The organism is Klebsiella sp. HMSC25G12, from assembly GCF_001807705.1.
Taxonomy (GTDB): domain Bacteria; phylum Pseudomonadota; class Gammaproteobacteria; order Enterobacterales; family Enterobacteriaceae; genus Klebsiella; species Klebsiella variicola.
In genome coordinates this window covers 181,519-200,322 of record NZ_KV789926.1, presented here as the reverse complement: position 1 = coordinate 200,322, position 18,804 = coordinate 181,519, and the positions used below count along the sequence as shown (strand labels likewise).

Below are 18,804 nucleotides of genomic sequence, written 5' to 3'. Positions count from 1 at the left end.
TCAGGCTCCTCGCGAAATGACAATCACCACCAGCACCGCCAGCTCAACCAGCGCGATCCCGCGCAGCAGCGCCGGCGCCGAGGCCGATTGCCAGCCCGGCACCAGACGCACCGGGTTCAGCCAGTGACGCAGCTTCAGCAACGGCGCAAAGGCCTCTTTCACCGGCATGGCAAAGCCGTGGGCCGTTACCACCATCGACTGCTCGTGGTCGTAACCGCAGACCCACGCCGCGCCGCGCGAGCGCGCCGCCAGGCGATCGCCTTTAAAGAAGATCATCAGCAGGAACGGCAGCAGCGGGCAGGCGATAAGCAGCAGCGCGATCATCGGCTGCGATACCACGCTCGATACCTGAGCCTGCACCGGGAAGGCGCCGCTCACCAGCGGCAGCAGCCACGGCGCGGCGATGCCGCCAACGAGGCAGAAGACCGCCGCCAGTATTACGCTCAGGGTCATCAGCCAGGGGGCGCAGGTGGCGTTTTCCGCCTCTTTCGTCCGCGGCGCGCCGAGGAAGGTCACGCCATAGACTTTCGCCATACACATCACCGCCAGTGCGCCGGTGATCGCCAGGCCGACGGCCAGCAGCGGCCCCAGCAGACGGCCAATAAACAGGTCGCCGGTGCTCATTTTGAAGAAGGACTGGTAGATAACCCACTCGCCGGCGAAGCCGTTCAGCGGCGGCAGGGCCGCCATTGCCATCAGTCCTACCAGCATGGCGAGGGAGATCAACGGCATTTTTTTACCGATGCCGCCCAGCTTCTCGATATCGCGATGGCCGGTACGGAACCACACCGCCCCGGCGCCGAGGAACAGCGTGGTTTTGAACAGGCTGTGGTTAATCAGGTGATACATGCCGCCGATAAAACCCAGCACCATCAGCGTGCTGTTGCGGGTTGCCACGCCGGTAACAAAGGCGCCCAGCCCCAGCAGGATGATGCCGATGTTCTCGAGGGTGTGATAGGCCAGCAGACGCTGAATGTTATGCTCCATCAGGGCATACAGCCCGCCGATAAAGGCGGTGATCATCCCCAGCGCCAGCAGCATGACGCCCCACCACAGCGGCGGCACGCCGCCGGCCAGCGAGACGGTCAGCATGCCGTAAAGACCGACCTTCATCACCACGGTGGAAAACAGCGCGGCGGCCGGCGCGCTGGCCCCGGCGTGAGCCTGCGGCGCCCAGCCGTGCAGCGGGATCGCCCCGGCCAGCAGGGCGAACCCCACCAGTCCCGGCAGCCACAGCAGCGGGTTCTGCATCATATCCACTGCCTGGAGGTTGATCTGCGCCAGCTCGAGGGTGCCGTAGGTCGACCACACCAGCCAGCAGGTCCAGGCCATCAGCAACGTGCCGAGACGCCCCAGGGCAAACCACAGCTTACCGGAAGCGGCGCAGCCGGTGAGAAACGCCGCGCAGAGCGCCATGATCTCCGCCATCACCACCAGCGAACCGATATTGGTCACCACCACCGCGCAGGTGGCGGCGGCCAACAGCAGGTTGACCAGCAGGCCGTTGGCCTTCACCTGCGGATGGCGATGCCAGCTAATATTGAACAATGACACCGGCAGCGCCGACAGGCCGATGGCCAGCAGCCACAGCGCGTTGACACCGCCCACCCGCATCGTCAGATGCAGAAACTGCAGCATGCCACCGTGGATCCGTTCCGGCATCAAGAGCGCTGCGCCGCCGGCAACCACCAGCATGGCGCTGGCCACCGCGCCGCCGATCCCGGCAATAGCGCCGCTGAGCGGTTTACGCATGGCAAACACAAAGGCCAGCACGGCGCTGGCGGCGTACCACATCACCGCCTGATTGACTAATCCTATTACACTCATTCCCTCTCCCCCTGTTGCGCCTGGAACAGCGACAAGTCGCCAAGGTCGGTATTAAAGGTCAGCTGGCGTTTACGCTTGCTGGCCTGGGCGATATCCCGGCTATCCACCAACAGCAGCGCGTTGGTCGGGCAGGTCCGCACGCAGGCCGGGCCCTGGTCATCGAAGTGGCAGAGGTCGCATTTCACGGCAATGGCGCGCACGCCGGGCACCCAGTCGAGCAGCGAGCTGACACGGGCCGGCGCCGGCGGCGCGGGGGGCGCCAGTCGGGTATTGGCATTGGCCGGAATATCCAGCGGACGGCTGCCGGAAAATTCGATGGCGCCAAACGGGCAGGCGATGCCGCACAGTTTGCAGCTTACGCACAGGCTCTCGTTGAGCTGGACGGCGCCATCGACGCGCTGGATGGCGTTAACCGGGCAGACGGTGGCGCAGGGGGCATCTTCGCAGTGGTGGCACATCTGCGGTGCCGATTCTTTTTCATTACGCATCACCTGCAGCCGCGGCATAGCCTGCAGGCCGTGCTGGCGATGCGTCTCAGAGCAGGCGGCTTCGCAGGTGCGGCAGCCGATACAGACAGTGGAGTCAGCAATTACAAAACGGTTCACCGGGTCATCCTCGGGTGAAAGTCATTTTTGACGAAATCAGGTTGCGCAGGTGTCATTTTCGACACGTGTCGACACCTCGCGATCAGTGGGTCAGGGCCAGATGGCTTAAATCCACCGGTTGGTCTTGCTCCATGGCGTCATACAGACGGTCATAGACGGTGGCGATAATCGCCAGATAGTGCTCCAGCACCTGGTCGCGGGAGCGGTTGCTGATCCGCCCGTCCACCGTGCCATCTGCCGCCAGCGTGGCCTGAGCAATCAGGTACTTATCACCGCCGCCTTTGTTTTCGACGTAGTATTCGATGGTGTGGCTGTTAAAGCCTTCCGCCAGCGCGACAAACACCTGAAAATGGCCGAACAGCACGAAGCACAGCTCTTTATCCGGCGCGCAGCTCATCGCGTGATGCAGGCGGGCCTTCGACAGGGTGATCCCCTGAACCAGCGAGTTACAGTAGATGTGCCACTGCTCCTGCTGCTGCCGGTGACGGTCGGCGATGTAATCCGCCTTTTCACTTATTTCCCAAATAGTCATATCGGTTTCTCCGTTGCATGAGATGCACCCTCTAAGCATTTTTCATGCCATTTTTTATTTAATTGATTTAACTATGTTTTTGTATTCATCCCTGCCGATGCGACATGTCGATGACAGCCCCGGGGCGTCGACATCGACATCGACGGCCACGACGATTTCATTCTGGCATCGTTATTGCATACAAGGCGCATTGCGATACGGAGGCGACTATGCACGAAATCACCCTCAGCCAGCGGGCGCTGGAAATTATTGAACAACAGGCGCAGCAGGCCGGCGCGCGACGGGTGACCGGCGTGTGGCTCAAGGTCGGCGCATTTTCCTGCGTGGAAGCCAGCGCCCTGACCTTCTGCTTTGAGCTGGTCTGCCGGGGCACGCTGGCGGAGGGGTGCGAACTGCATATCGCCGAACAACAGGCTGAATGCTGGTGCGAACGCTGCCAGCAGTACGTCCATCTTGTCTCGCAGCACGTCCGCCGCTGCCCGCTCTGCAATAACGACCAGCCACAGATCGTGGCGGATGACGGCTTACAGATTCAGCGTTTAGAACTGGAGTAAACTATGTGTACAACATGCGGCTGTGGCGAAGGCAACCTCTATATTGAAGGAGACGAACGAAACCCGCATTCCGCGTTCCGCAGCGCCCCCTTCGCGCCCGCCCCACGCCAGACGATGACCATCACCGGTGTCAAAACCGATCACTTCGCCCCCACCCGCACGCCAGAGGGCGACCTGCATTACGGCCATGGCGAGGCTGGGACTCACGCCCCGGGGCAGAGCCAGCGGCGGATGCTGGAAGTGGAGATCGACGTGCTGGATAAAAACAACCGTCTGGCGGCGCGCAACCGCGCACGCTTTGCGGCGAAACAGCAGCTGGTGCTGAATCTGGTTTCCAGCCCCGGCTCCGGTAAAACCACCCTGCTGACCGAAACCCTCACCCGGCTGAAAGGACGCGCCGACTGCGCGGTGATTGAAGGCGATCAGCAAACGGTCAATGACGCCGCCCGCATTCGCGCCACCGGCACCCCGGCGATTCAGGTCAATACCGGGAAAGGCTGCCATCTCGATGCCCAGATGATCGCCGACGCCGCCCCGCGCCTGCCGCTGGCTGACCACGGCATTCTGTTTATCGAAAACGTCGGCAACCTGGTCTGCCCGGCCAGCTTTGATCTCGGCGAACGCCATAAGGTGGCGGTGCTGTCGGTCACCGAAGGCGAAGACAAACCGCTGAAATATCCACATATGTTTGCCGCCGCCAGCCTGATGCTGCTCAACAAAGTCGACCTGCTGCCGTATCTCAATTTCGACGTTGAGAAGTGCCTGGCCTGCGCCCGTGAGGTCAATCCGCAAATTGAGATTATTCTCCTCTCGGCCACCAGCGGCGAAGGCATGGAGCAGTGGCTCACCTGGCTGGAGACGCAGCGATGTGCATAGGCATTCCGGGACAAATTTGCGCCATCGACGGCGTGCTGGCGAAGGTGGAAGTCTGTGGCATTCAGCGCGACGTCGACCTGACGCTGGTGGGCGCCGTTGACGAGCAGGGTCAGCCGCGTCTCGGCCAGTGGGTGCTGGTGCACGTTGGGTTCGCCATGAGCGTGATCAATGAAGCCGAAGCGCGCGACACTCTCGAGGCGCTGCAAAATATGTTCGATGTGGAGCCGGACGTCGGCGCGCTGCTGTATGGCGAGGAGCGATAATGCGTTACGTTGACGAATACCGCGCCCCCGAACAGGTGATGCAGTTGGTGGCGCATCTTCAGCAGCGTGCGCGTCTGCTGCCGCACACCGCCGCGCGACCGCTACGCATCATGGAGGTCTGCGGCGGCCATACTCATGCCATTTTTAAATTCGGGCTCGACCAGCTGTTGCCGGAGAATATCGAATTTATTCATGGGCCAGGCTGCCCGGTGTGCGTCCTGCCGATGGGGCGCATCGATGCCTGCATTGAGATTGCCAGCCGTCCGGGGGTCATCTTCTGCACCTTCGGCGACGCCATGCGCGTGCCAGGTAAAAACGGCTCGCTGCTGCAGGCGAAATCCCGCGGCGCCGATGTCCGCATCGTTTACTCGCCGATGGACGCCCTGCGGCTGGCGCAGCAAAACCCGCAGCGTGAGGTGGTCTTTTTCGGCCTCGGTTTCGAAACTACCATGCCCGCCACCGCCCTCACCCTGCGTCAGGCACGGGAGCGCAACGTCGATAACTTCTACTTTTTCTGCCAGCACATCACCCTGCTGCCGACCCTGCGCAGCCTGCTGGATCAGCCGGACAACAGTATCGACGCCTTTCTCGCCCCGGGCCACGTCAGTATGGTGATCGGCACCGAAGCCTACGGCTTTATCGCCAGCGACTATCATCGTCCTTTAGTGGTCGCTGGTTTCGAACCGCTTGATCTACTGCAAGGCGCGGTGATGCTGGTTGAGCAGACAATAGCGCAGCGCAGCGATGTGGAAAATCAGTACCGTCGCGTGGTGCCGGATGCCGGCAACCCGCTGGCGCAGGCGGCGATGGCCGACGTCTTTCGCCTGGATGGCGACAGCGAATGGCGCGGCCTGGGGGTCATTAGCGACTCCGGCGTGCAGCTTACGCCAGCCTATCAGCGCTTCGATGCCGAGGCGCATTTCCGCCCGGCGCCGCAGCGCGTGTGCGACGACCCGCGGGCCCGCTGCGGCGAGGTGCTGACCGGCCGCTGTAAACCGCACCAGTGCCCGCTCTTCGCCCGCACCTGCAATCCGCAAAGCGCCTTTGGCGCGCTGATGGTCTCCTCAGAAGGGGCCTGCGCCGCCTGGTATCAATATCGCAGTCAGGAAAATGAAGCATGAAAAGCGTCCAGTTAGCCCACGGTAGCGGCGGTCAGGCAATGCAGCAGCTAATCGGCGACCTGTTTATGCAGGCCTTCGCCAACCCCTGGCTGGCGGAGCAGGAGGATCAGGCGCGCCTCGATCTGGCGGCGCTCGCCGCCCAGGGGGACCGCCTCGCCTTCTCCACCGACAGCTACGTGATTGACCCGCTGTTCTTTCCCGGCGGCAATATCGGCAAGCTGGCCGTCTGCGGTACCGCCAACGATGTGGCGGTCAGCGGCGCCATCCCCCGCTATCTTTCCTGCGGCTTTATTCTCGAAGAGGGGCTGGAGATGGCCACCCTGGAAGCGGTGGTCGCCAGCATGGCCGACACCGCCCGGGCGGCAGGGATCGCCATCGTCACCGGCGACACTAAAGTGGTGCCGCGCGGCGCGGCGGATAAGCTGTTTATTAACACCGCCGGCATCGGCGCCATCCCGGCGGACGTTCGCTGGGGGACGCAGCAGATTAGCGCCGGTGATGTGCTGCTGGTCAGCGGCACGCTGGGGGATCATGGCGCCACCATCCTTAACCTGCGCGAGCAGATGGGGCTGGACGGCGCGCTGTCCAGCGATTGCGCGGTGCTGACGCCGCTTATCCAGACCCTGCGGCCACTGAGTGGAGTGAAAGCTCTGCGCGACGCCACCCGCGGCGGGGTCAATGCCGTCGCCCATGAGTTCGCCGCCGCCAGCGGCTGCGGCATCGAACTGCAGGAGGCAACGCTGCCGGTCAACGATACGGTGCGCGGCGTCTGCGAACTGCTTGGGCTGGACGCCATGAACTTCGCCAATGAAGGCAAACTGGTGCTCGCCGTCGCCCGCGAGGCCGCGGAAAACGTGCTAGCGCATTTGCGGTCTCACCCACTGGGACGCGATGCGGCGATAATCGGCGAAGTGGTCGACCACCCGGGCGTGCGTTCCGTTGGGCTGTACGGCGTGAAGCGTACGCTCGATCTTCCCCACGCCGAGCCGCTGCCGAGAATTTGTTAACGACGGCGTCGGGTCCCGGATAGCGGCTGGCGCCTTATCCGGGCTACAAAACTGCGCGCACGTAGCCCGGCTAAGCGCAGCGCGAGCCGGGGTTAAAGCGGCAATAACCGCTTTATTAACATACTATTATTTGTACCATCATTTTCTTATGCGCCACGTTGTCGGCGCGTTTTGGACGTAAGCAATGTCGTATACACCGATGAGCGATCTCGGCCAGCAAGGGCTGTTCGATATCACCCGGCTTTTATTACAGCAGCCCGATCTGGCCGCGCTGAGCGAAACTCTCACCCGCCTGGTGCAACAGTCTGCGCTCGCCGACGAGGCGGCCATCATCCTGTGGAACGCGGGTAACCACCGCGCGGCCAGGTACGCCTGCGATGAAGCCGGTCACCCGGTGAGCTACGAGGACGAAACCGTGCTCGCCCACGGTCCAGTGCGCCGCTTACTCTCCCGGCCGGATGCCCTGCATTGCGACCACGAGACCTTTGCCGACACCTGGCCGCAGCTTATCCGCAGCGGGCTTTATCGCCCGTTCGGGTACTACTCGCTGCTGCCGCTGGCGGCTGATGGGCGGATCTTCGGCGGCTGTGAATTTCTGCGCCGTGACAACCGGCCGTGGAGCGAGAAAGAGTTCCAGCGGCTGCATACCTTCACGCAGATCGTCGCCGTCGTCACCGAGCAAATTCAGAACCGGGTCAGCAATAACGTCGATTACGATCTGCTGTGCCACGAGCGCGACAACTTTCGCATCCTGGTGGCGATCACCAACGCGGTGCTCTCACGCCTGGATATCGACGAGCTGGTCAGCGAGGTGGCGAAAGAGATCCATCGCTACTTCCGGATCGACGCCATCAGCGTGGTGCTGCGCAGCGACCGCAAAGGGAAGCTCAACATCTATTCCACGCATTATCTTGACGCCAGCCATCCCGTCCACGACCAGAGCGAGGTGGATGAAGCCGGTACCCTCACCGAGCGCGTGTTCAAAAGCAAAGAGATGCTGCTGCTCAACCTGCACGAGCATGACACCCTCGCGCCGTATGAGAAAATGCTCTTCGAGATGTGGGGCAATAAGATCCAGACCCTGTGCCTGCTGCCGCTGATGTCCGGCAATACCCTGCTCGGGGTGCTGAAGCTGGCGCAGTGCGACGAACAGGTCTTCACCACCACCAATCTCAAGCTGCTGCGGCAGATCGCCGAGCGGGTATCGATCGCTATCGATAACGCCCTCGCCTACCGCGAAATTCAGCGCCTGAAAGAGCGGCTGGTGGATGAGAACCTCGCCCTCACCGAGCAGCTCAATAATGTCGAGAGCGAATTCGGCGAGATCATCGGCCGCAGCGAGGCGATGAACAATGTGCTCAAACAGGTCGAGATGGTGGCGCACAGCGACAGCACCGTGCTGATCCTCGGCGAAACCGGCACCGGTAAAGAGCTTATCGCCCGCGCCATCCACAACCTCAGCGGGCGTAACGGTCGACGGATGGTGAAGATGAACTGCGCCGCGATGCCCGCCGGGCTGCTGGAGAGCGATCTGTTCGGCCACGAACGCGGCGCGTTCACTGGGGCCAGCGCCCAGCGTATCGGCCGCTTCGAGCTGGCGGACAAAAGCTCCCTGTTCCTTGATGAAGTGGGCGATATGCCGCTGGAGTTGCAACCTAAACTGCTGCGCGTCCTCCAGGAGCAGGAGTTCGAACGTCTGGGGAGCAACAAGCTGATCCAGACCGACGTCCGGCTGATCGCCGCCACCAACCGCGATCTCAAGCAGATGGTTATCGACAGGGAATTCCGCAGCGATCTCTACTATCGGCTCAACGTGTTCCCCATCCACCTGCCGCCGCTGCGCGAACGTCCCGACGATATTCCGCTGCTGGTGAAGGCCTTTACCTTTAAAATCGCCCGCCGCATGGGGCGCAACATCGACAGCATTCCGGCGGAAACCCTGCGCACCCTGACGCGGATGGAGTGGCCGGGCAACGTACGCGAGCTGGAAAACGTTATCGAACGGGCGGTGTTACTCACCCGCGGCAACGTACTGCAGCTCTCCCTGCCGGAGCGGGAGATCGTGGAAGTTCCTCGAACGCCGGCGGTCCTGCCTGAGGAAGGTGAGGATGAATATCAGCTGATCGTCCGGGTGCTGAAGGAGAGCAACGGCGTGGTGGCCGGGCCGAAAGGCGCCGCCCAGCGGCTGGGGCTCAAGCGCACCACGCTCCTGTCGCGCATGAAGCGGCTGGGTATTAATAAAGACGAACTGGTGTAACCTCGTGCGCTCCCCCTTTCCGCGCCGGTGAGAGGGAGCGCAGGCGCCGCGCGCTATTTATCGCTGGTAAAACCGTTGCTGGTCGCCAGTTCGGCAAACCACAGCGCATTGCGTTTTATCTGTCGCTCGCCGGTCTCCAGATCCAGTCGCCAGAAGCCGTAGCGTCGTTTGAAGGCATTGATCCACGACCAGTTGTCGATAAACGTCCACTGGTGTACGCCAAAGCAGTTCGCACCGTCGGCAATGGCGCGGTGCAGCTGCACCAGATGCTCCTCCATCAGCTGGATGCGGAAATTATCGTCTATCACCCCGTCCGCCCCGGGCTCTCCCTCTGATTGTCGATCCATCGCGATGCCGATTTCCGCGAGATACCACTTAATGTTGCCGTAGTTATCGCGAATATTGGCGGCAATGTCATAGATCGCCTGCGGCAGGATCTCGTTGTTATCACGATAGGGATTAAAGCGGCCCTGCGGGTTCACCGCGTTTTCGAAATAGTATTCCGGGGTGAAATAATCGAGATCATATTCGCCCTCACGCGCTTTTACCCGCCGCGGCACGTAATAGTTCACCCCAAGAAAATCGATATCCGCGCTGAGGATCAACGCCACGTCGTCTTTGCTGGTCGTCGGCAGGCAGTCGTGGGCGGCGAGGATCTCGCACAGCGCTTTGGGGAATTCATGTTTTACCAGCGGGTCAAGGAAGCTGCGGTTAAAAAACAGGTCGGCATACCCGGCGGCTTTTTTATCCGCGTCGCTGTCGGTGAGGGTATAGCTCGGGGTCAGGTTGAGCACCACGCCGATCTCGCCCACCAGCGCCAGTTCACGATAAGCCGTTACCGCTTTGGCGTGCGCCAGCATAATGTTAAACGCCACCTGCGCCGCCAGCCGGCCATCTTTCTTACACGGATAGTGGAAGTCGTACAGGTAGCCCCCCTCAACCGGCACAATCGGCTCGTTGAAGGTTATCCAGTATTTAACCTTATGGCCAAACAGGCTAAAGGCGGTGCGGGCAAAGCGGGCAAACAGCTCGGCCACGTGCGCCGATTCAAAGCCGCCGTACTGTTTCTGCAGCGCTTCCGGCATATCAAAGTGGTAGAGATTGATCATCGGCTCAATGCCGTTGGCGATCATCTCATCGAGATAGGCGTGATAAAAACGCACCGCGTCCGGGTCCGGCGCACCGGTTTCTAAATCAGCGATCAGTCGTGACCACTGAATTGAGGTGCGAAACGAGTTGAAGCCGGTCTGTTTCATTAGCGCCACGTCCTGCGGATACTGATGATAAGTATCACATACGGTTTGCGGCCCTACCTGCTGATAAAATCGCTCCGGTTGTTCGGCAAACCAGCTATCCCAGATGGAACGATGGCGCTTATTGGTGACCCCTTCCGTTTGCGGGCCGGACGCCGCCGCCCCCCATAGAAACCCTTGCGGAAACTGATATTGCTGCATAACCTCTCCTTCGAAAAAAGGCTGCGCCCGTCTGGCGCAGCCTGAACGTACTACTCTGCGACCACTTCGATCGATTTAATGAACATATAGCCCCAGTCGCCGGCGAAGCGGCCGAAGTCAATCTGATTAGTCCCCGCGTTAAGCGTCACCGGTATCCGCAACTGCTGGCCCTGCTCATCCGTCTGCGGGAAGGCCACGGCCTGCGGAGCGCCCCCGTTGACGACAAATGAGTTCTGCTTACCGCCCCATTTGCCGTTGAAGGTTACATTGAGCAGGAACTGACCGCTCCACGGCGCCTGCACCTGCCAGCTGATCTTATCCCCCTCGTTGGCAAATGGGCCGAGGAAGCCGTCCTCGCCAACTGTCAGCGCGTCTTTATCACTCTTCATCACCGTCAGCCGACCCTCAGCCACGCCATAAACTTCGCCGTAATAACGACAAAAATCCGCTGGCGCTTTCCCCGTCGCTTCGCCCACCGTCACGGTCACGGTTTTGCTGCTTTTCAGCAGCCCATCGTCCGCCGTGAACGTCAGCGCATAGGTACCTGGCGTCGTAAACCAGGCCCGGGTTTGAGCCCGATCGGCATGGCAGAAATGCACCTGTCCCTCACCGGCGTGCTGCCAGCCCACCTTAACCTCTCGCGACGGCAGGCCATCGTCCTGCCAGCTGGCTGTAAGCTCGACGCCCTGGTCCTGCGTGGTGGTTAGGGCCGGTTCCAGCATGACAACCGGCGGCTGATTCTCCTCGCTATGCTGCACGCTAATCACATTGGAAGGAGCCGAATGACCGCTCTCGTTTTTCGCCGTCACCCGGTAGTAATACGTATGCCCGAGCTGAAGCTGACGATAATCGTCGCGGAACAGAACCATGGTTTCCGGATTCCATTCGTTAACGCCATCGGAGATATCCCGGCCCACCACCGTCCACGGCCCGGTCGGCGAGGCGGCGCGTTCGACATCGTAGCTGCGTCCCACCGCGGCTCCCATCCAGTTGATCGCGAAGGGCGAGGTGGTCTCGCGCAGCAAAGGCGCGTCCGGCTTCGGCAGCGGCGCCATCGTCTGCTGCCCGGCCATCTGCGCCGCGGCCGTGCGCACCAGATCGACCACCGCCTGCTCCTGGTTCGCTTCGCCTTCTTTGGCAAACCCCGGCAGGTGGTAACTGTAGTGCCCGGTCGACTCCTTATGCCAGTAGAAGCCGCCGTCGTGACGATGGCCGCGGAAGCCCCAGATAAGCCCGCCGGCGGCTTGCGCCCCGTTGACGTCGCTGTGAACGATCGACTGCATAATGGCGTTCAGTTGATCCGCCGGCAGCAGGCCAAACTCGCCGACGAGATAGACTTTTTGCCCGCCGACGGCGCGCAGATCCTGCGTCACCTGCCCGGGATGGTTATTATCGGCATTGGTGTAATAGTGATTGCTGACGATATCCACATTGGGGTCGGTCAGCGCAAAGGAATTGATTTTCTTATAGGTACCATCTACCACCAGCTGATGAGGGGCCCATTTTTTAATCCACGCCGCGGTCTGATGCAGGAAATCGGCGTTGGTATCCTCCAGCTCGTTACCGGTTTCCCAGGCCATGATCGCCTTTTCATCATAATAGGCGCGGCCGGTGACAGTATTTGTCCGGGTGATAACCTGGCGGATCACATCCAGATAGGCTTTGAAGGTCTTGCTATCGGTCCGATAAAAGTCTTCCGCTTTTTCGTGGTAGAACGCCGCCAGCTGCTCACGCCCGCCCCACCACCACCAGTGGTCAATAAACGGCAGGATCAGTCGCAATCCCTGTTTATCCGCTTCGGCAATCATGTTGTCATACACCCGCATGGCTTTCTCATTCAGCCGCGGCATGCCGTCCGCCGTTTCCGGCGCCAGAATATGGGTCTCGCGCCCGCAGGCTTTATCAAATTCCTGCTGCACCGACAGCACGTAGACGCGCTGGGCTTTCGCCCCGGTTTGCACCATCGCCTGGATCCAGTTTTGCTGCTCCTGCGCCGTTGGCCATTTAAAGTATTGTCCCCAGCCGCGCGGGTCTGCTCTGCAGGGGCCGCGGGCGTCGTCTTCAATGCGGTGCAGCTCCGGCGCGTGGATCCCGGCGAAACGAAACACCTTGTCGCCGTCCTTGAGGGTGGCGCCGTCGCGAGTGATAAAGTGCGTAAAGTGCGAGCGCTCGGCGGCCAGCGCCCCGCCGGCCCCCAGCGCGGACAGCAGCCCCATCAGCAGCAGGTTTTTCATCGGCTTCATCGTTGTCTCTCCTTAGAACCAGACCTCGGCCTGTACGCCGAAGTTAACGGTGTCGGTAGAGCCACTGCGGGAATACCCGCCGGCGGTGATGGTATTGGTATCCCAGTTGTAGTTGCCGTCCAGCGCATCGGAGACACCTTTATCCCACTTCGCGTAGGTGACGAAGAAGCGCAGCTGCGGGCGTGCCCAGAAACCGGAGTCAAAGGTCAGGGTTGGCGCAACGGTGACTTTGGTCAGGCCGCCTTTGCCTTTGCCGTTTACCCCTTTGTAGTTTTTGTCATCCAGGTATTCGTAGCCCAGCTCGTACTGCATGGCAAAGTTGCGGGTGATCTGATGATAAGGGCGGATACCGGCGACCCACATCGAGCGTCCCCAGCCATGGTCATCTTCCGTCCACCAGCGGTAGTTTTTATCTTTCTGCCAGAAAGCGAAGGTCGAGATCTCCAGGTCGCCCATCGAGGCCACGCTATCCAGCACCACTCGCCAGGACTGAGTGTTTTCCAGATTGGCCCAGCCCCAGCCGTTTTTACCCAGCGAGTCACCCGCCGCCAGCCCTTTCCCGTACTGCAATGCAAGGCGGGAGTAGCCTCCGGTCAGACCATAGAAACCGTCAAAGTTATAAATACCGGTCACGCCATAGCCCTTCTCGGCGGAAGTCGGGTGGTTTTCGTTACGGTTCATATGGTGGCCGATCAGCTCCAGATCGAAGCCTGTCCCCGCGATCTTTTTCAGCCACAGGTTGAGGGAATAGTCATCCGGGTAGCCCTGATCTCCCTTATCCACCGGGTAGGCTTTGGTTTCATCGGTGGGTGAAAAGGCGTACACCCCGGCGTCGAAGCGGGCGAAGCCGAGATCCATGTTGTCGAAGCCGCCGCCGGTGCCGTTGTACTGAATGTACTCCCAGTCGAACTGATGGCTGGAGGTGTTGGAGCTGCTGTAGCGCTTACCGGCCCAGAAGGTCATCTCCGGCGCAAAATCCAGATTGCTCAGCTCGGCGAACCCTTCGCGAAACTGTACGTCATGGCCATCGTCATCCTGACAGTTCCAGTCGGAGGTGCATTTCGACTGATGAGTGAGGTTGGCCTGCACTTTCGCCACCACGCCGCTGTCCGCCGTCAGCGTCACGGTGGGGATCAGTTCGATCTTGGTGTCTTCTTCGTTGCCCAGTCGCCACTTACCGTCCGGCATCAGGCCGACGGAGTCCGCGCGGTTGCCATCGGAGTTCGCCAGGATCCCGGAGCGGATATAGCCATGCAGCGCAAAATCATACTTCGGATCGGCGCAGGCCAGGCTGCTGGCCCCTGCCAGCGAGAGGAGAGCCAGAGGTATTGAATGTTTCAGCTTTATCATTATTTTTTTCCCACGTTATGTTTGTTAACACGAACCGATAACGGAGGGGAAATTTACGGATCAAAAATGGAAATGTACATCCGTTAATGGAAAGCGCTTTCCATAATTGCCTATCTGGTTCACAAAATTCGCTCCGCGACGAATATATTCGTGAGACTGATCACATAAAATAACAAGAATGCCGCCGGGAGCCGGCAGCAGAGCGGAAGGAGGAGCAGGTGAATGAGTGCCGCCGGGGGATAAGCCGCCGACGGCGAGGGGGTCAGCGTTCGGTTTCCGCGAGCTGGCGTTCGTACACTTTGAAGAAGGGGCGATAGAGCATCCAGGCGTTAAACATCGCGAACAGGCTCATGCACAAATTTTTCCAGCTACCGTTCGCCGACCATGCTGCCCCCAGCGGGGAAGGCATAGACCATGGCAGCATCGCCACCGCGCGGTCGAGGATACCCAGCTGAGTTAAATACCATGCGATACAGGCATTTATCAGCGGAACAAAGAGAAACGGCAGTAAAAAAACCGGGTTCATGATTACCGGAAAACCAAACAGTATTGGCTCGTTGATATTAAACAGCGACGGCAGCAGGCCAATTTTTGCCACGCTTTTCAGCTGCCGCGAGCGGCTGCGCATCGCCATCAGCACCAGCGGCAAAGTGGAGCCAATACCGCCGATCAGCAGGTAAAAATCCCAGAACCCCTGCAGATAAATATGCGGCAGCGTTGGCGAACCCGCCGCCAGCGCCTGCTGATTTTCAAACAGATAGGTCATCCAGAAGGGGTTCATGATCCCGGTGATGATCAGCGCGCCATGGATACCGATAAACCAGAGTAAGTTACAGATAAATAAAGAGATCAGTACCGCCATCAGCGTGTCGGACGCCAGCACCAGCGGCCGCACCGCTTCGCTGATCAACTCCGGTACGATGCGTCCGGTGGTCTGCAGCAGTATGGCATTCATCACGCTTATCGACAGCATCACCACCAGCAGCGGGATCAGCAGTTGAAAGCCATTGCGGGTCATCAGCGGCACTTCATCAGGCAAGCGAATACACCAGCCTTTTTTGTAGAAAAAGCGAATTATCTCAATGGAATAGGTGCTGGATATCAGAGCGGTAAATATCCCCATACCGCCGAGATAAACATTGCTCACCGCAGTCTCGCGAAAGCCGATAAACAGCAGAAAAGCCAGACACCCGGTTAAACCGCAGAGCCGTTCCGGCAGACGGTACTGCTTGGCGAGACTGGCGCTGGCGCCGAAGGCGACAATCAGCGCCACCAGGCCAATGGTTAGCTGAAAGGTCGGCAGCAGGATAGGCCGCAGTAGCAAATAGACCTGGCCGAAACGCGAGGCGCCGTCGATGGAAACGGGCGGAAACAAAATGGGCACCAACAGGCTGCCAACAATCACAAAGGGCATCGCCAGCGCAAAGCTATCGCGCATCGCCGTAATGTGGTTGTTGCGCGTCAGAACATTCGCCAGCGGCGCCAGCCGCTGCTCGATGATGTCCACGGCCACATTCATTAACTGAATGTTCATACTCCTACCTTTGCGAATGGTTGTCTCGCCGGGATGATCGCCCACAACACCGGAAAGTGAAAGCCTGCCATAGGTGATCATGGTCACAATTAATAAATCCACAAACGGAAAGCGCTTTCCGTAATGCATCCATTTTGACTATAGTCCGCTCATCCAACCTCATCAGGAGCGGTACTTATGAAAAAAATAATGTTGTGTTGTTCGGCAGGCATGTCCACCAGCCTGCTGATGAAAAAAATGATTGCCGAAGCCGAACAGCGGGGCCTGCCGGTAGAGATCAATGCCTATGGCGTAGCGGAGTTCGCCGAACAGGTTGGCCATTATCAGGTGGTGCTGCTGGGGCCGCAGGTGAAATACATGCAGCAGGATCTGCAAAAACAGGCGGATAAATACGGTATCCGCGTCGAACCCATCAATATGATGGACTACGGCATGCAAAAAGGCGCCGCGGTCCTTGATTTCGCCCTTTCCCTCATCGAAAACAAGAACTAAGGAAAGATCATGAGCTCTCTGTACGCTAAATTGATCGATGTGATCGAACGGCAGATCACGCCGCTGGCCGGCGCGATCGGCCAGCAAAAATACGTGACTTCGATCCGCGACGGTTTTATCACCGCCCTGCCCTTTATGATCGTCGGCTCGTTTTTGCTGGTATTTATCTTTCCGCCGTTTTCTCCGGATACGACGTGGGGCTTTGCCCGCGCCTGGCTGCAATTTTCGCTCGATCATCGCGATGCGCTGATGCTGCCGTTCAACTTCAGCATGGGGGTGATGACCCTGTTCATTGCCGTCGGGATCGCCGCCAGCCTCGCCAAGCACCATCACCTGGACTCGCTGACCGCCGGGATGCTGTCGCTGATGTCGTTTCTGCTGGTGGCCGCGCCGCTGAAAGATGGCCAGATCTCTACGGCCTACTTCTCCGGCCAGGGGATCTTCACCGCCATTCTGGTGGCCATCTATTCCACCGAGCTGTACGCCTTCCTCAAGCGGCATAACATCACCATTCGCCTGCCGCCGGAAGTGCCTGCCGGGGTGGCGCGCTCGTTCGAGATCCTGATCCCGGTGCTGGCGATCATTCTGACGCTGCATCCGCTGAACCTGTTTATCGAGGCTCAGCTGGGGATGATCATTCCGGAAGCGATCATGTCGCTGGTCAAACCGCTGGTCGCGGCTTCCGATACGCTGCCGGCCATTCTGTTGTCAGTGCTGGTCTGTCAGGTACTGTGGTTCGCCGGGATCCACGGCGCGCTGATCGTCACCGGGATCATGAATCCCTTCTGGATGGCCAACCTGTCGGTCAATCAGGCGGCCATGGCGGCAGGCACCGCTATTCCGCACATCTATGTCCAGGGCTTCTGGGATCACTATCTGCTGATCGGCGGCGTCGGCTCCACCCTGCCGCTGGCGCTGATGCTGCTGCGCAGCAAGGCCGTGCATCTGCGGACGATTGGCCGGATGGGGGTCGTGCCGGGGGTATTCAATATTAACGAACCGATCCTGTTCGGCGCGCCGATCATCATGAATCCGCTGTTTTTCCTGCCGTTCGTGCTGGTGCCGATGGTCAACGCGACCCTGGCGTACTTTGCGCTGAAGCTGGATCTCGTCAGCCGCGTAGTATCGATGACGCCGTGGACAACGCCGGCGCCCATCGGCGCCTCGTGGGCGGCGAACTGGAGCTTTAGCCCGGTGATCCTGTGCCTCATTTGTATGGCCACCGCCATGGTGATGTACCTGCCATTTCTCAAAGCTTACGAAAAACAGCTGCTGGCCCAGGAGCGTGAAAACGCCGTCGGCCAGGCTGACAACGCGGCGCAAACCGCTTAACGCTAACGATTCAGAGGATAATCATGGAATTAGAAGAACAGGTGATGGGGATCATCATCAACGCCGGCCAGTCACGTAGTCTGTGCTACGAAGCGCTGCACGCCGCTAAAGCGGGTGATTTCGCCACCGCCGACGCCAAAATGCAGGAAGCGGCGCACTATTCCCGCGAAGCTCACCTTGTGCAGACCCAGCTTATCGAAGCTGACGAAGGCGAGGGAAAAACCAAAATGACGCTGGTAATGGTCCATGCTCAGGATCACCTGATGACCTCCATTCTGGCGAAAGAGCTGATTGCCGAACTGATTGCGATTTACCGCGCGCAACCACTTCACGCCTAGCGCGTTCCCCGACCAGGCGCGCTGGCCGGGTCTGATTCCCCGAGGTCACTATGTTACATCTTGGAATAGATATTGGCGGCACCAAAATGGAAGCCGTACTGCTGGACCCGGCAGGCGAATGCGTCCAGCGCCTGCGCCGGCCGACCCACAAAGAGAGCTATGACGCCTTTATGCGTCAGCTGCTGACCCTGATTGCCGATATTCGCGCGGTCAGCCCGCAGCCATTCACCCTGGGGATCGGCCTGCCCGGGGCTATCGATCCGCAAAGCGGGCGCATTAAAAACTGCAACTGCCTGGTGCTCAACGGTCACGATCTGCGCCGGGATATCATGCAGCAGCTTGGCCAGCCGGTGTGGATGGCAAACGATGCCGACTGCTTCACCCTTTCGGAGGCGGTGGATGGCGCCGGCGCCGGGGCCTCCACCGTCTTCGGGGTGATTATCGGTACCGGCTGCGGCGGCGGGATCGCCGTTCATCAACAACTGCTCAGCGGCCCCAACGCTATCGCCGGGGAGTGGGGGCATAATCCGCTGCCGGGCTATACTCCTGAGCGCGATGGTCCGCCGCAGCCCTGCTACTGCGGCAAAACGAACTGCATCGAAAGCTTTCTCTCCGGCACCGGCTTCGCCCGCCGCTATGGGGAACAAGCCCGTGCGGAAGCCATTGTCGCCGCGGCGCAAAACGGCGATCCGCGCGCGCTGGCCCACTGGCGACACTTTATCGATGCCTTTGCCCGTAGCCTGGCGTCGGTGATCAATATTCTCGACCCGCAGGTGATTGTGCTGGGCGGCGGTCTGTCCAACGTCAGCCAGATCTATCGCGATCTGCCGGCCGCCATCGTGCCGTGGATCTTCTCCGACACCTGCCGCACGCAGATCAAACCGGCCCGCTTCGGCGACGCCAGCGGCGTGCGCGGCGCGGCCTGGCTGCCCCGTCTGCCCGGCGCCGCGGACGGGCAGCGGTAGACACTTTTTTCAGCAGGTATGTTAAGCTAGGCGAAAATGTTCAGACAGAAAAAG

General features: G+C 60.1%; 17 protein-coding genes. 10 read left to right on the top strand and 7 right to left on the bottom strand.

The window, feature by feature from the left end; all coding sequences use genetic code 11:
• From hycC to hycA, 3 genes are all read right to left on the bottom strand, one after another.
• Complete coding sequence (hycC, locus tag HMPREF3096_RS26545; protein ID WP_032731140.1) at positions 1 to 1,827, bottom strand: formate hydrogenlyase subunit 3; 1,827 nt, start codon at positions 1,825 to 1,827, stop codon at positions 1 to 3.
• Positions 1,824 to 2,432, bottom strand: coding sequence for a 4Fe-4S dicluster domain-containing protein (locus HMPREF3096_RS26540; protein ID WP_012540764.1), 609 nt, complete (start codon positions 2,430 to 2,432; stop codon positions 1,824 to 1,826). The genes hycC and HMPREF3096_RS26540 overlap by 4 nt, the downstream gene beginning before the upstream one ends.
• An 82-nt stretch (positions 2,433 to 2,514) precedes the next feature.
• A complete protein-coding gene (gene hycA, locus HMPREF3096_RS26535; protein WP_004205645.1) occupies positions 2,515 to 2,964 on the bottom strand; it encodes a formate hydrogenlyase regulator HycA in 450 nt (149 codons plus the stop codon).
• A gap of 209 nt (positions 2,965 to 3,173) precedes the next feature.
• Here hycA and hypA point away from each other — a divergent pair, with 209 nt between their 5' ends.
• The 6 genes from hypA to flhA all read left to right on the top strand — a co-directional run bounded on the left by hypA (position 3,174) and on the right by flhA (position 9,042).
• Positions 3,174 to 3,518 (top strand): hydrogenase maturation nickel metallochaperone HypA, encoded by a 345-nt coding sequence (hypA, locus tag HMPREF3096_RS26530; protein WP_032731141.1) that lies wholly within the window; start codon positions 3,174 to 3,176, stop codon positions 3,516 to 3,518.
• Between the two features lie 3 nt (positions 3,519 to 3,521).
• Positions 3,522 to 4,394: a hydrogenase nickel incorporation protein HypB gene (gene hypB / locus HMPREF3096_RS26525; RefSeq protein WP_012967356.1), complete on the top strand. Its 873-nt coding sequence runs from the start codon at positions 3,522 to 3,524 to the stop codon at positions 4,392 to 4,394.
• A complete protein-coding gene (locus HMPREF3096_RS26520) occupies positions 4,385 to 4,657 on the top strand; it encodes a HypC/HybG/HupF family hydrogenase formation chaperone (protein ID WP_002914934.1) in 273 nt (90 codons plus the stop codon). Before hypB ends, HMPREF3096_RS26520 begins: the two co-directional genes overlap by 10 nt.
• On the top strand, positions 4,657 to 5,778 hold the full coding sequence (gene hypD, locus HMPREF3096_RS26515; RefSeq protein ID WP_012967355.1) for a hydrogenase formation protein HypD: 1,122 nt from the start codon (positions 4,657 to 4,659) through the stop codon (positions 5,776 to 5,778). The genes HMPREF3096_RS26520 and hypD overlap by 1 nt, the downstream gene beginning before the upstream one ends.
• Positions 5,775 to 6,785, top strand: a complete 1,011-nt coding sequence (hypE, locus tag HMPREF3096_RS26510; protein WP_032731142.1) for a hydrogenase expression/formation protein HypE — start codon at positions 5,775 to 5,777, stop codon at positions 6,783 to 6,785. The genes hypD and hypE overlap by 4 nt, the downstream gene beginning before the upstream one ends.
• 184 nt (positions 6,786 to 6,969) lie before the next feature.
• Entirely contained in the window at positions 6,970 to 9,042 is a 2,073-nt protein-coding gene (gene flhA, locus HMPREF3096_RS26505) for a formate hydrogenlyase transcriptional activator FlhA (protein WP_008806189.1), read from the top strand.
• A 53-nt stretch (positions 9,043 to 9,095) separates the two neighbouring features.
• Here flhA and HMPREF3096_RS26500 read toward each other — a convergent pair whose 3' ends face one another.
• From HMPREF3096_RS26500 to HMPREF3096_RS26485, 4 genes are all read right to left on the bottom strand, one after another.
• Complete coding sequence (locus HMPREF3096_RS26500) at positions 9,096 to 10,496, bottom strand: glycoside hydrolase family 1 protein (protein ID WP_032731143.1); 1,401 nt, start codon at positions 10,494 to 10,496, stop codon at positions 9,096 to 9,098.
• Positions 10,497 to 10,546: 50 nt separating this feature from the next.
• Positions 10,547 to 12,739: a CBM35 domain-containing protein gene (locus HMPREF3096_RS26495; RefSeq protein ID WP_032731144.1), complete on the bottom strand. Its 2,193-nt coding sequence runs from the start codon at positions 12,737 to 12,739 to the stop codon at positions 10,547 to 10,549.
• 12 nt (positions 12,740 to 12,751) lie between these two features.
• Positions 12,752 to 14,089: a maltoporin gene (locus HMPREF3096_RS26490; protein ID WP_008806192.1), complete on the bottom strand. Its 1,338-nt coding sequence runs from the start codon at positions 14,087 to 14,089 to the stop codon at positions 12,752 to 12,754.
• A gap of 262 nt (positions 14,090 to 14,351) precedes the next feature.
• Entirely contained in the window at positions 14,352 to 15,623 is a 1,272-nt protein-coding gene (locus HMPREF3096_RS26485) for a PTS sugar transporter subunit IIC (RefSeq protein WP_004151052.1), read from the bottom strand.
• A 177-nt stretch (positions 15,624 to 15,800) separates the two neighbouring features.
• On the opposite strand from HMPREF3096_RS26485, the gene HMPREF3096_RS26480 reads away from it, so the two are divergent.
• Genes HMPREF3096_RS26480 through HMPREF3096_RS26465 form a run of 4 tightly spaced genes read left to right on the top strand, consistent with a single transcriptional unit; the run spans position 15,801 to position 18,750 of the window.
• Positions 15,801 to 16,115 (top strand): PTS sugar transporter subunit IIB, encoded by a 315-nt coding sequence (locus HMPREF3096_RS26480; protein ID WP_002914979.1) that lies wholly within the window; start codon positions 15,801 to 15,803, stop codon positions 16,113 to 16,115.
• A gap of 9 nt (positions 16,116 to 16,124) precedes the next feature.
• A complete protein-coding gene (locus HMPREF3096_RS26475) occupies positions 16,125 to 17,447 on the top strand; it encodes a PTS cellobiose transporter subunit IIC (protein WP_004145789.1) in 1,323 nt (440 codons plus the stop codon).
• A gap of 23 nt (positions 17,448 to 17,470) precedes the next feature.
• Positions 17,471 to 17,785: a PTS lactose/cellobiose transporter subunit IIA gene (locus tag HMPREF3096_RS26470; RefSeq protein WP_002914983.1), complete on the top strand. Its 315-nt coding sequence runs from the start codon at positions 17,471 to 17,473 to the stop codon at positions 17,783 to 17,785.
• Between the two features lie 50 nt (positions 17,786 to 17,835).
• Entirely contained in the window at positions 17,836 to 18,750 is a 915-nt protein-coding gene (locus tag HMPREF3096_RS26465) for an ROK family protein (protein ID WP_012540756.1), read from the top strand.
• Positions 18,751 to 18,804 lie beyond the last annotated feature (54 nt).